The 13432-nt window shown below is 38.3% G+C and carries 9 protein-coding genes; 1 reads left to right on the top strand and 8 read right to left on the bottom strand.

Features of this window, described 5'->3' with window-relative positions:
- The first annotated feature begins 63 nt into the window (after window positions 1-63).
- Window positions 64-1164 (top strand): BamA/TamA family outer membrane protein, encoded by a 1101-nt coding sequence (locus AABK36_RS01270; protein ID WP_309937210.1) that lies wholly within the window; start codon window positions 64-66, stop codon window positions 1162-1164.
- A 7-nt stretch (window positions 1165-1171) separates the two neighbouring features.
- Here AABK36_RS01270 and AABK36_RS01265 read toward each other — a convergent pair whose 3' ends face one another.
- The 8 genes from AABK36_RS01265 to ruvA form a co-directional block, all read right to left on the bottom strand.
- The gene (locus AABK36_RS01265; protein ID WP_309937209.1) at window positions 1172-1642 is read right to left on the bottom strand and encodes a YehS family protein; all 471 of its coding nucleotides are present in this window, start codon (window positions 1640-1642) and stop codon (window positions 1172-1174) included.
- Between the two features lie 73 nt (window positions 1643-1715).
- Window positions 1716-2342: a carbonic anhydrase gene (locus tag AABK36_RS01260; protein WP_309937208.1), complete on the bottom strand. Its 627-nt coding sequence runs from the start codon at window positions 2340-2342 to the stop codon at window positions 1716-1718.
- A 106-nt stretch (window positions 2343-2448) separates the two neighbouring features.
- Entirely contained in the window at window positions 2449-3342 is an 894-nt protein-coding gene (locus AABK36_RS01255; protein ID WP_309937207.1) for a lysophospholipid acyltransferase family protein, read from the bottom strand.
- Between the two features lie 139 nt (window positions 3343-3481).
- Window positions 3482-4177, bottom strand: a complete 696-nt coding sequence (locus tag AABK36_RS01250) for an energy transducer TonB (RefSeq protein WP_309937206.1) — start codon at window positions 4175-4177, stop codon at window positions 3482-3484.
- A 220-nt stretch (window positions 4178-4397) separates the two neighbouring features.
- Window positions 4398-4769, bottom strand: a complete 372-nt coding sequence (locus AABK36_RS01245; protein ID WP_309937205.1) for a VanZ family protein — start codon at window positions 4767-4769, stop codon at window positions 4398-4400.
- A gap of 58 nt (window positions 4770-4827) precedes the next feature.
- Window positions 4828-5208 carry a glycine cleavage system protein GcvH gene (gene gcvH / locus AABK36_RS01240; protein ID WP_309937204.1) on the bottom strand — a complete coding sequence of 127 codons (381 nt, stop codon included), beginning with the start codon at window positions 5206-5208 and terminating at the stop codon, window positions 4828-4830.
- 136 nt (window positions 5209-5344) lie between these two features.
- The gene (sov, locus tag AABK36_RS01235) at window positions 5345-12601 is read right to left on the bottom strand and encodes a T9SS outer membrane translocon Sov/SprA (RefSeq protein WP_309937203.1); all 7257 of its coding nucleotides are present in this window, start codon (window positions 12599-12601) and stop codon (window positions 5345-5347) included.
- Window positions 12602-12629: 28 nt separating this feature from the next.
- The gene (gene ruvA / locus AABK36_RS01230; protein ID WP_309937202.1) at window positions 12630-13235 is read right to left on the bottom strand and encodes a Holliday junction branch migration protein RuvA; all 606 of its coding nucleotides are present in this window, start codon (window positions 13233-13235) and stop codon (window positions 12630-12632) included.
- Window positions 13236-13432 lie beyond the last annotated feature (197 nt).

The following is a 13432-nucleotide window of genomic DNA, read 5'->3' as shown; positions in this document are numbered from 1 at the left end:
ACTAGCCAAGGACAATTTGACAAGTGTGGCATCGTTAAGAAGGTTATACTTTTTCTGTCCCCAATGGCCAAATATTTCATTACGACATTTATCATTGTGCTTACTATTCATTTCAGCACAATAGCTCAAAAGCCCGTCACAAAACAAATTGCGAATGGCATAGAAGCGATCGACTCAATGGTAGTGGAAGCGCTAAGCAAAGATGTCGGAATAATCCCAGCGCCTACTTTTAATCCTTCATTTGGAGCGGGAATAGCTATACTTCCAATGATCGTATACAAAAACCCTAAAATGGACTCTACTACCAACCCTTCCACCATACAAGGCTTGGGCTTTCTTAATTTCAAAGGATCGTACATCACTGGAATCAAAAGTACAATTTACACAAACCGTAATGCTTTCTGGATCGATGGATATGCTGGATATCTGAATATGAAAATGAAAAACTTGAAAAGCAGCGGAGTTGAAAATCCTCAAAACTTGTATTTCAGCGGTTTTTCTTCCAATATAACCGTGCTTCGAAAGATTTTCAACAACTTCTACGGCGGTTTGCTCTTTAATTCAAACTATCTCAATGAGAGCAGCGAGCAAAACAAAGATGAAGATTATCATTGGTACAACTCCATTGGATTAAAAGTATCATACGATAGCCGGAACGACATTTTTTTCCCATCCTCTGGTTTTTTTATCAATATGAATTATCAAAACCTTATCAATTCTCACATGTCTCCATACGGCTTTGACAAATTCAATTTCAATTTATCAAATTATATATCATTAAATGGCACGGACAATATGATATTGGCTTACAAGCTTCATACTCAACTTGGCTGGGGATCTTTGCCTTTGCATGAAAAAGCCTCACCGGGAGGCTCATCCGTTCTAAAAGGCTACATCACTGGAAACTATATTGACAACAGTATCATGACCCTTCAAGCTGAATACAGATGGATGTTCGCGCAAAGATGGGGAGTTGTTGGCTTCGTTGGCTATGGATGGTTATTCGATCAAGTTCACAATTTTCATCAAGGCATGGAACTGCCCTCATATGGCTTTGGCGTAAGGCATAAGCTGTTCAAACAATTCAAAATCAACTTATCTTTTGACGTATCATTTGGACGTGATAATACGAATTTTCAAATCGGCCTTAACGAATCTTTTTAATACTCGCCTATTTCACAATGTCCCGCTTATTCTTTTGTTGGAGTCCCAATAGGAAATTTCTCAAAAACTGATCTTTGCATTTTCGATACTGGCTTTGCTTCGGATTTCGAAATATCGCGCTAAGCTCATGTCTTCCCACGTCGAATTTCACCAATTTAAATATTTCCAAAATATCCTCATCTCTCATGCTTAACGCTATCTTGAGTTTTCTGAATACTTGATTATTATTTAACGATTTCTCTGGCTTGGGAATTTCACCATCTTTCATGCCACGTCTGGCGATGATCATGCCATTCAGAAAAACTGCCAAATCCTTATCCAGCATCTCCACATGCTCTTCGTGATCATCTTTTTTCAACCAGTCGCTAACCAAAGACCTTGACACATCCTTACCTGCCAAAGCAAAAGTACGCATCATCTCATCATCACCCATATCAAATGTGTATCTAAGCCTTCTTAGTATATCGTTATTCTTCATATCATTCTATTAAATAAAAGCGAAGGCAATATAATCACCTTCGCTCGAATTTCTTTAATCTATCGCTTTTCAATTATGATAACTTATACAGTTCCATCACATTATTGAGCATTTTTTCAAAATCGATCTTCAAGTCAATGATCTTACCTGTTTTAATATCAAATACCCAACCATGAACAGTCACATTCCTACTCTTGTAAGCAACCTGAAATGCAGCTGTTTTGACAATATTCATACACTGCTCTTTAACATTCAACTCTACCAACCTATCATATCTCTTATGCTCATCCTCTATACTATTAAGCTCTGTCTTGTGCAGTCTGTAAACATCCCTGACATTTCTCAACCACGGGTTCAGCAAGCCTAAATCCACCGGCTCCATAGCCGCCTTGACTCCTCCGCAGTTATAATGTCCGCATACCACAACATGCTTGACTTTTAAATGCGTAATAGCATAGTTAATCACCGACATAGCATTCAAGTCCGTATTAGGAACCATATTGGCGATATTTCTATGCACGAAAACCTCACCCGGTTCAGCTCCCATCAAATCTTCTGCTGTAACACGGCTATCCGAACAACCAATGTAAAGCACCTCGGGACTTTGTCCCTTGGCTAAGTTTTCGAAATAGTTTTTATCCACACTCAGCTTATCAGCCACCCACTGCTCGTTGTTCTCAAAAATTTTCTGTATCTCCATCTTAATATCTAATATGATTAATGCTTAACAACATGAATTTAGACAGTTTGCATTCATGATTTTATGATCTAGAGTGGCTAAACCAAAAAATCTATCAGAGAAAAGACTAATTTTGAATCAAGGGCTTATTTTCTGGCCGCTTTTTCTTCCAACGATTATGAGTCCATAGGTAATCCGCCGGATGCTCATTAATCGCTTTTTCAAGCCTTTTGGCATAAAGAGCTGTTAACTCACCCGTCTTATAAATAGTCGGATCTTCGGCTAAAATTTCAATATTGCATTCGTAGTAGCCTCTAGAAGTTCTATGAATGTCAAAGAAAAGCACGGGCAAATTATATCTCCTTGCTTGCAATTCAAAACCATGTATAAAACCAGTCTCTTGATTAAGGAAATTGACCCAATGAGCTTTATGAGGTCTTACAGGTGATTGGTCAGACAACATAATGTAGATGGTAGGGGCATCGGACTTTTCAGAAAATATGGTACGAGTTTCTTTGGTTGAAACCATTCTGCTTCCCCACATTTTCCGTTCCTGACGAAATTCTTCGTCTATGAGCTTATTGGAAAGCTCTCTATAAATAATCACTGGCTCGCACTCAGCTTGAAGGCCTAAAGCCAATGCGGCCCATTCCCAATTGCCGGTATGCCCACCGACAAATATCGCTGATCGTCCTTGCTGAGCGAAATGATTCAACACATCAAGTTGTTTGATCTTGAATCTTTCCTGAAGCACATTTCTGCGAATCCCTGTTCCTTTTATCGTTTCTAGAAGCAAATCCGAGGTATTCACATACACTTGCTTCTCCAATTCTTTCAATTCCTCTTCACTTTTTTCAGGGAATGAATTTCGCAAGTTTTTGCTAATTACTCCTTTTCGATACCTGAATACTTTATGAATCAATAAATAAATCGGATACCCGAAAACATAAAGAGACTTCATTGGCACGAGCTTCATCGTCGCGACAAAAAACTTGTATAAATAATAAGTCAACTTATCCATAACCACACTTAATTTCCACCCATTGGCTATAAGAAAACCATCAAAACTAAAATTTGTCTATACTTTTAAATGCCGAAAAAACAAAAAGTCGTCCGGCATAATGCCAGACGACCTTTAGTCATGATTATATTTATATATCTTAGCTTAGCTTGAAAATAATTGGAAGTACCATTCTTACTTTCACAGCTCTACCTCTTTGCTTACCAGGAGAGAATTTCTTCTTCTTAGAAATTTCGTTCAATACACGAAGAGCTTCTTCATCGCAACCAGAACCAATACCTTTCATCACTTGTGCTTCAGTGATGCTTCCATCAGTGTCAACTACGAACTGAACGAACACACGTCCTTGAACACCCATTCTACGAGCAGCAGAAGGATACTTCATTTTCTTACTTACTTCTTTGTAGAAAGCAGCCATACCACCTGGGAATTCAGGTTGATTCTCAACAATTGTGAAAATCTCGTCAACTTCCTCTTCTACTGGAGCTTCCTCCAAGATCACTTCTTCGATTTCAGCATCTTCCTCGATTTCAACATCAAGATCAACTTCAATCTCCTCTTCGATCTCCTCCTCGTCCGGTACCTCTACAATCTTAGGTGTTTGTACTTTTGGCGGCGGTGGTGGCGGTGGCTGAGTAGTTTGTGGTATATCGATCACTTCCTCTGCAATCTCATCAACCGGGGCAAGCTCCGCTACATTCACATCATCGTAAAACTTCCATTCAAAAGCCGTCAATACGAGTGCAAGTGATATCACCAAACCGATGTTGAAGAAAAGGCCGAAGAAACCAGTTTTCGGCTCTAAGTCCGCATTTGGGTTCTTTTTACTTTCCATAATTATTCGTTTTATGCACTTAGCAAATTATTTTAAGAAACAGTCGTTCTCAAATGTAAAAAAAATTGGCTAAACCTAAAAGGAAATTAAGCAATAGCACTTTTTTTTTTGATATAACGAAAGAATATGTCGGAATATTCTCAACTTTAAAATCTTATTATCAATAATCTAAAAAAAATTGACAACCGCGTAAACTGCTCGCAAGTAGATGTTTATGCTATCAAACTTTGTAAATAAGCAAATAAACCGCATACCCCAACAAACAGCCTATGCCGTTGGCAATCATATCTTGAAATTCAAAAGATCTGTTGGGTATAAAGCTTTGCATAAGCTCAATAAATCCTCCATAAACAAAAGCGCCTGCTACGGCTACCCATTCAGCTCTTTGCTTAAGCCATGGATACACTCCTTGTTTAAGAAAACCAATAATTGCCAGCAATGTCAAAATCATAAACACAAATGAATGCGCTAGCTTATCTGTTGCCAATAAATTCCAACTTACCATTTCCGGCAAGTGCTGGCCTGGTATCAATGTCAGAAACAAAATCACCAAGGCCCACAAGAGGGTAAAAAGATTATATCGAAAAAACATATTCTTATAACAAAAAAAGGCAGGCTTGCAGGCCTGCCTCTTGAAAAATATTCTTTTCTTATTGTCCGATCAACTCTTTGTAAGCATCAGCGCTCAAAAGGCTATCAAGTTGAGAAGCATCGCCGATCTTAACTTTGATCATCCAAGCTTCACCATAAGGATCAGAATTCACCAATTCAGGCTCAGACTCCAACTCTTCGTTGAACTCTTCGATAACACCAGAAATCGGCATGAAAAGATCAGATACAGTCTTAACAGCTTCAACGCTACCGAAAACATCACCTTCAGCAAGATCTTCTCCCTCTGTTTCGATTTCAACGTAAACGATGTCGCCTAGCTCTTTCTGAGCGAAGTCAGTAACTCCAATGTAAGCGATGTCGCCCTCTACACGAATCCACTCGTGATCTTTCGTGTACTTTAATTCAGCAGGTATATTCATTTGTCTATAATTTAATAAGGTTTTGCCTAAATAAACTAATTATTAAATTTTCTCCAGCACAAAAGTCACTGGAGTCATCCACGCATCAAATATGCTATAATTTTATTAATTTTTTAAGTATTCAACGATGATTTTTCTATTGAGCAAGGCTAAATCTTACTTGAACGCCAAATGAAGAAGTTGTCCTCTTAAACTGCTGAGAAACTTTCGGTTCATTAATCGTGTGCTCATAGTACATCTGCAAATTAAGTCTTTGATTCACCAAATAACTCAAAGTCGGCCTCACTTGATAATTCACATTACCGCTTGTAATCACATCTTCTTCCACTGACTCTCCTTCTCCTTCTTTAATTCTCCTTTGCACGCTTTGAGTATCTCTCACAGTGAATTTCATCCTCAAGGTCAAATCATTATCCAAAACAACCGTTCTACCTCCAAATTTGAAAGGCAGCTTTAAGCCTGCTTTAGTATATCCAAAGTCGAATGAAATATCATTGCTATTCATCTCCGCTACCTGAGCATTGGAAATCGACAAAGCGACATTTCTCTCCAAACTATATTCAACTCGCGCGCTTATCTTACTCTTTGTTCTCAAGTCTATACCAATCAGTGGTTGGAACCTTTCAGAAATCACAACCTGATCAATCGTATAAACAGGCATCCACATTTGCTTAGTTTCCAGATTTCCATTGCCATCATCTACTTGCACTTCCTTGGTCAAAGTAGGACGTGGATAATCCTCAACCGTCTTAGACATATCAATCATAGAAGCTCCTCCGCCCTCTTGTTCTGTGTAAATCAAATTACTGGTAAAACTAGACACCGAATATGTACCCATATAGGCATGCTTGATATTAATCGACGAGAAGATCTTGCTCAATGCAGGAATATCTCTTAAGCCGCTATAATTGATATCCCAATTTGGCATTGGGAATCTCGGAAATGGCGACAAGTTCGCGCTTTCAGCGCTCTTGCCGGTATATGCAGCCAAGAAAGCTGGGATCAACACATCCTGGTGCTTGTTTCCAAATATTTCATTTTCAGAGCTCTCTTGCAATTCATTTTGTCTACGCTCGATAATATCCAAGTTCCTTTCAAACTCCTCAAATGTAGCAGAGGTAGTTCCCGACTTGACAAAAGCCGTTCTTATCGGCATGAATGAAATCATATAATTTCCAGATCTGGAAGGTGACAATGAGCTATAATTCCCTAGTGTGTCAGCTCTGAATATTTCCTGATAAGACGATCCGCTTTGTTTTCTAAAATCCAGTTTTATCCTAAAATTCTTGACCGGCTCAATATTAGTTTTAATATTCAAATCAATATTGCGAGTCTGAGTAAATGGCGTTGCTAGGTTTGGATTATCAACGACCCAACCATTTCTAGCTGCGTCGTATCGAATATTTGGATCTTGACTGCCTAATATAAAATCCCATCCCGGAGCAGAGAAAGAACTGTCCGCACCAAAAAGATAAGCTCTTTTATTAAAACCAGGCAATAAGGTTCCTTCATTCACATTGTAGTTAACATTTATAGATCGCAACATCATTAAGAACCTTGCAGCTCCCTTGAATGTCTTAGAGTCAGTAATCGAAGACTTGTTCTCAGTGGAATCCTTAGCCGCCGTGCTGGTTTTTCTTATCGAATTTGATCTGGAAGAAGTTCTTCTTCTTTTCTTAGCATTAATCGACTTCAAATATTTATTCTTATTATAAAGCTTCACAAAGTCGAGTTTACCGGTGATCCCGTATTGACGGTTGTTTTGAATCGTATGCCCGAAATCAAATTCCGGATCTTGGTTAATAGGACCTGACTGCCATGTATAACCAACAGCATAACTTGCATCCACATTGGTCCAATCTGTCAAAGGTGTCTTGTCCAATGGCAATCTATAGTTCAAGGCTATTTGTTGATCAAAATTCTGCATACGCCCAAAACTTAGCAAATTGCTAATGATTTCATCTCTATCTTCTCTTGAGTCAATAGCTCCTTCAGGCTCATCAACTACACTGTTTACCCTAGAATTATAATTCATACTCAAGCCTTTGCTCAAGTCCCACCTTAGGTTATAATTTCTATTAAAGTAGAAGTATTTTTCATAAGTGGCCGCAGAAAGGCTATTATCCGCTTCTCTCAACTGAGTCTCAACATACCTTCTATCAATATCAGCAGTAAAGCCAATACTAGAAGGTACCGGAGAGAAATTAAAGTCTCTTATCAATTGAAGGAAAGGCGACTGCAAGAAACCTATATTTTTGAATGGCTCAACCGAAAGGCCTTGAGGATTGTAATTATAAGTCAAAGTACCTCTATAATCCTTGAAATTATATCCAGCCACATTGTAAGAAGTTCTGTTAATCTCGCTATAAGCAAAGCTCATCGTAAAATTTTCTATATCAAAGAACCTCGAAACTGCGTCTTCCTTTCTCTTTTCTTTTCTGACATTCGAGAAGTTAATTGCCCTACGTTGCGTTCGATCTTGAACCAAACTTAAATAATCCTGCCTTTCTCCTTCTGTATCAAATGAATTCAAAACAGCTTTCAAAGGTATATCATTGTCATAAGGATCATACTTCGGAGTTACCACCGACTTTTCATAACTCACATACATAGGAATCTTGAACCCAAGTCGATCCGGACCAAACTTATCCAAATTCACTGTGGCATTTACGTCATATGACAAGGATTCTTCCCTTGTTCTTTCCGAAACTCTTTGCTGAATCGTTCCAAATCCGCTTGACACATATTGCGTTGATGCATTTACTGTCGCCACATCAGCAAGCTTGGTTGTCATCCTTGCATTAGCAGCCCAACCAGCCTCGGAATCAAAATCCGTAACTCTCAATTCATTTGCCCATAAACAAAGGTTTTTCTTGGCTGGCATAGTCCCTGCAGGATTCTTCATACCAATCATGATAGTTTCAAGCGTGGATATCTGAGGACGACCTACAATTGTCAATTTATAATAACTCCCGTCATCACGTTGCTTTTCTTGGCTAAAAGGCAAATCATAGCCTGTATCGGATCTATCCCTTATCGATTTCAATTCATAAAGTTCATTAAAACTAATATCGATATTGTTTTCTTCCGGCCATATGATATAAGGGTCTGCCCCAGGAATCATGCTAGACTCCAAAGTCATCTTAAGCGGCACTTCTATTTCATAGTAATTTCGATCGAAGTCAGTACCAAATCTTAAAAATGCCTTTACATCACTATACCCTGTTCCATCGGCTCTATTCCCCATTGGATCTTTATTATACACCTCATCACCAGGGCTATGAGCGTGCAAGAACATTTTTACTCTACCGTAATTGACAAGATCCAAAGAAACATTCTTATAGGCTGCTTCTACGGTATTAGGTGGCATATCCTGTACGCAAAGCTGCATGGATTGCTCATTATTTTGTCTCGTAATGGCTGAAGTATTATCATAATCCCTTTCAATGCCTGGAGGCAATACATACTCAGGATTATCTTCCAAATTAACCACGGATATTTCAATCGTTTTCTCCTGTGACGGCTGCACTACATCTCCTCCTTGATACTCTTGGTTCATTCCCCTCCATTGAGCACCTACGAATTTCATGTCAACCATTCTAAGCACTACCGGCTGCTTAAATTGAGTCAGATACGTTCTGATAAATCGGATATTCTTGTATCCATTGATATTACCAAATCTATTATCTGGCTTTCTAATAGGAATTCTAAACAAATACCAATCAGCGCCATTGGTATTTTGCTTGCCAACTATGTACTTGTGGCTTTCATCCAATTTCCCAGGCTTCAAATCAATCACATACTCGTAAAAATCCTCGGTATTGGATATCGTGTTATCATTATCTATATCTTCATTGTCAGGTGTCTGAGTATACGAATTCGCGCCACCTACAGGCGAATTTCCATCCTCTTGATTAAAGTCCTTGTACCTTCGAATAATCTTATGGTCATTCTCATCATGATCCGCGCCTAAGAAATAAGAAAAATTATCTCCTGAAGGATCTAATAGTAATTCATTATAATATGACTTGCCTTGATGAGCATTCAAAAAATCGACATAAACTCTTCTTTCTTCTTCATCCCAATAACCATCCAAACCAACATCTTGATATTGTCTGGCGGCTGTATTATTGTCAAAACCGGGTGTCAATGCCAAACCATTCTTAGGCACTCTAAAGTCACCAGACTCATCCATTCCATCAGAGGACCCATCTGGAGACAAACCATTTTCATAAGAATGCCTATTGTCTTTCAGTCGGTCTTCTGATACCGCCCCGAGGTTAAACACCAAATGTCCACCAGTAGTATTATTTTGATTGAAAATTCCATCTTTTACCACACCATTCACACCTGTGATAAATGGATCCATCATCCAAAACTCGATATACTCTATATTAGACTTGTCAAAATCAACTTCATTGGTAATGGCTCTCATAATACCTCCCCAATTATCTTCAGGATTATTCAACAAGCCGTTTTGATCTAAAACAGGAGTATAGTTATTAGGACCTCTTTCACTTGGGAAATAAGCAATATTGAACACAGGAAGGTTATTGTTGATCACATCTTTGTCCCTATTTGGATAAATCTCCTGTGGTTGGACTGATCTTACGTAATGATTTTCCAAATCATCGCTGGTGATATTCCCAGGCTTCTGCGAGCTAGAGTTTCTATAAAAAATATTATCAATAATAAACCATGAAACTTTCGCTCTCTTATAATTAAACGGCAAGCCCATTTCCTCATGATTGAATTTATTTTTCACAGCGGTCTTAGGCGTAGAAGCCAACTTCCAAGACTGAGGACTTGATCCCAATGAATAAGGAATTGCCGTTCCCTCAAAGTCATCAATATACGCGGTTCCTTCTCCATTTACCTTATTAGAAGTCCCCGGAATCAACTGGGCAAACTCTCCATTGAATTGGAAATAAGACATCTCTTTGGTTGAAACTACAGGCAAAGCGTCCATCATTCTTGTTAAAAATCGAGACTCTGTCTTGTAATTAACATCAAAACCATACTTGACATTTCGAAGGGTTTCTTCTCCCACGCCAATACGACTCACCGCAGGTCTTTCATTCAAATAAAGCAACGTAGCTCCAATATTAAAATCATCGCTGAATACATAATCCAATCTCGTTCCTAATAGCGTTCTAGACTGGAAATTGAATAAATCCGATTTTTCATAAGTAACTGTGATTTCCTTGCCGGAATTCATAACGCTAGGATTCAGTATAGTTACTTTACCCAAATTATAGTCCACACGGTAATCCGTTCCTTCAACAAGCCTTGTTCCTCCCGCCATCACGACAACCGAATTCTCGGCAATATTGATTCCCGGAAGTGTAATTTCATTCGAAGCACCGCTACCCGAAACTTTACCGCTAATTAAGAACTTGTTTTTATTGGTATTCAATTCAGCTTCAGCCTTAGGCTTCGTATACAAATCATCATATACATATTTGCTAACCAAAGCTTCCTCTCCATCGACGAATAACTCTTCAAAATCTTTCCCAAAAGGTTCTAATCTAGGAAACACAATCAATCCTTGATCCTTAATGACTGTAACATTCTCTACATAATCAAATAAGCCATCTCCACCTGTTCTGTCTCCATTTTGATTCAACTCATCAGCCCCCATCAAATGAACTAATTGCTGTCCTTTTGTTTGAGCTCCTTCTTGAAGAGTAGGATTCGTGATACCGCTTCTATCATCCCTGTACAATACCTTCAATTCAAATCCATCTTTCTTGATCTCGCTGACATTCATGCTATACACGTTCTTCATCATTAGATGCCATGTATGCACTTGTGTATCTATTTTTCTTGGCTTCAATAATTTCAAGAACATGATTTTTGTATCGGAACCACTTGTCAAATCTTCTTCAAGCTCACCAACTGTATAAATGCCATTTCCTCCAGGACCATAATAAGTATACTCATATCCAACAGCAAGCATCTCATTATTTTGCAGTCTTCTGTTCAATGACACATACCCTAATCTCTCATTGATATAATATTCTGTTCTCTCTAATTTTCTAGCTGAATTTACATATAAATAATCAACTTCGCTTTCCATTCCCATTGATTGCAAAGCTGTATGAACCGTAGATTCATCTCTGGCCGATGGGTCATTTTGCACTCTTTGGAAGATATCATTGTTTTTGTTGTCCGTCGGAGCACCGTTTCTTCTTGGATTGAAACCGCTATTAACCAATGAATCCGCTTCCGCTAAATCAGTAAAAGCGACAATTTTTCTCAAAGAAGTGGCTGTATTATTATTGTTTATCAAATAAACATTCAAACGCTTGATCGTAAGTCCCGAAGTAACTTGAGGATAACCTTTCAACCATCCATTGTCTTCGTTATAATGGTCTTTAAAGAAATGTCCTAAAAAGAAGTGCCTATTTTCATCGTAATCGGAAACTCTTATTTCAAAATTTCGGCCTTGCGCATCTCCATTAGCATTAATGGAAACACTTTCGGTCTTACCTCTTTGAGTAGCCGCGACTGCCGTCACATACAATCGTCCAAACTGAAGCTGAGTCTTCAATCCGAAAAGATTTTGGGCGCCGTTTATCAAACTATTGTTCACACCCAAACTCACATTACCAACTTCTATCTTCTTTATAATTTCCTCGTCGAAACCAGTATATTCAACTTTCATGTCATTTTGAAAGTCAAATGCATTGTTGTTGTCAAAATTAGCAGTAACCTTTAGTTTCTCTCCTACTGTACCTACCAAGTTCATGCTCATCTGCATGTCAAACTCAAAACCACCTGTTTTTTGTTGAGCCAATGATAAAGAAGGATTGTGAGTTCTCTGCCATCTACCTCCAAAATCAAGGTTCACATAACCATTAGGTTGAATATCCACATAAGAACCACCAAAAATCCTGTCGAACACTGGACTTATATAAATCGGAGGAATCAGTCTTCTGCCACTCACAGCGCTTTCTCCATCCAATCCCGCAGAACGCTGTTGCCAATACTGCTTAAGCATTTCTAATTCTTTCAAGTAACTATACTCCTCAAAGCTCATGAATGCTGGTGGTCTATAATCCATTTCTCCCACATTTTCATAAATCGTATAGTTATTGGCAGTATCTATATCATAGTCGATTTTATAATTTGAAGGCTTATCCAAAAAGAGCGGCGAAGCGGTTTCTTTATTCGTAAAAGGATCGCCATACCTGTCCTTAGGCTCATATGTAGGTCTATAAGGAGACACAGGTTTTTGGACCTCCAGTGAATCTTCTACAGGTTCATTACCTGCATTAACATCAGCATTATTTCCTGTCTCACTCTGCGAAAACGCATTTTTTTCAAAAAATAATACAAATGCAAAAATTGCAAATAAATACCTTATTACGGTCTTTGTGTTCAATACCATACCTATTTTTATCCTACCTGTCTGAAAATTACTTGCGTTTCAATGCCTGCTTAATAACCTCTTCCGTTGTGATATCACCGGAAGCTCCCTTCAGTATAGATTCTATGGCTTTTTCAGCAGTTGCTTTCGCAATGCCAAGCGTTGTCAACGCAGCCAAAGATTCTTCCCTTATAGCATATTGTGCAATATTTGAAACGCCTCCAGCAATTTCAGCTTTAGACGTTACAACACCCTGTTTCACGAGCTTATCCTTAAGCTCCAATATTATTCTTTGAGCGGTTTTGGCACCTATTCCTTTTACCGACTCAATCGCTTTTTTATCCTCATTGACTATGGCCTGTTCTATTTCTTCCACACCTAAGGAAGATAAAATGGCCAAAGCCGTGTTCGCTCCTACTCCTGAAATTCCAATCAAAAGCATAAATAGCTTTTTTTCAGACTGTTCTAAAAAACCATAAAGCGTATGCGCATCTTCCCTGACTTGCATATAAGTCAGCAGCATGCATTCGTCTAAATCCTTGATGCGAGAAAAAGTATTCAAAGAGATCTTAACTTCATAACCTATCCCCCCAGTCTCCAACACTATAAATGCAGGCTCTTTGTGCGTTAATTCTCCTTTAATGTAAGCAATCATTAGCGTATATCTATTCTTTATCTGTAAAAAGTTCTAAAAGTACTATCTTGAAAATTTTATCTCAAGACAGTACTTTGTTTGCTTATATCAAAATATGTCAAATCAAAATGAGACAACATCTTCCTAAAATAAGCAATAAGCAGCAACTTTATACGCTATTATAACATTAATTCCCTATTAATACTATTTTTTAAGCA

Origin of the sequence: Aureibacter tunicatorum, from assembly GCF_036492635.1 — a bacterium.
GTDB classification, from domain to species: Bacteria; Bacteroidota; Bacteroidia; order Cytophagales; family Cyclobacteriaceae; genus Aureibacter; species Aureibacter tunicatorum.
The sequence above is the reverse complement of the archived record's forward strand: the minus strand, read 5'-3'. Positions and strand labels throughout refer to the sequence as shown.

What these genes read in the sequence shown, in the direction of transcription:
- AABK36_RS01270 (WP_309937210.1), top strand. Translation starts at nt 64, where the DNA reads ATGGCCAAATATTTCATTACGACATTTATCATTGTGCTTACTATTCAT.
- AABK36_RS01265 (WP_309937209.1), bottom strand. Translation starts at nt 1,642, where the DNA reads ATGAAGAATAACGATATACTAAGAAGGCTTAGATACACATTTGATATG.
- AABK36_RS01260 (WP_309937208.1), bottom strand. Translation starts at nt 2,342, where the DNA reads ATGGAGATACAGAAAATTTTTGAGAACAACGAGCAGTGGGTGGCTGAT.
- AABK36_RS01255 (WP_309937207.1), bottom strand. Translation starts at nt 3,342, where the DNA reads ATGGATAAGTTGACTTATTATTTATACAAGTTTTTTGTCGCGACGATG.
- AABK36_RS01250 (WP_309937206.1), bottom strand. Translation starts at nt 4,177, where the DNA reads ATGGAAAGTAAAAAGAACCCAAATGCGGACTTAGAGCCGAAAACTGGT.
- AABK36_RS01245 (WP_309937205.1), bottom strand. Translation starts at nt 4,769, where the DNA reads ATGTTTTTTCGATATAATCTTTTTACCCTCTTGTGGGCCTTGGTGATT.
- gcvH (WP_309937204.1), bottom strand. Translation starts at nt 5,208, where the DNA reads ATGAATATACCTGCTGAATTAAAGTACACGAAAGATCACGAGTGGATT.
- sov (WP_309937203.1), bottom strand. Translation starts at nt 12,601, where the DNA reads ATGGTATTGAACACAAAGACCGTAATAAGGTATTTATTTGCAATTTTT.
- ruvA (WP_309937202.1), bottom strand. Translation starts at nt 13,235, where the DNA reads ATGATTGCTTACATTAAAGGAGAATTAACGCACAAAGAGCCTGCATTT.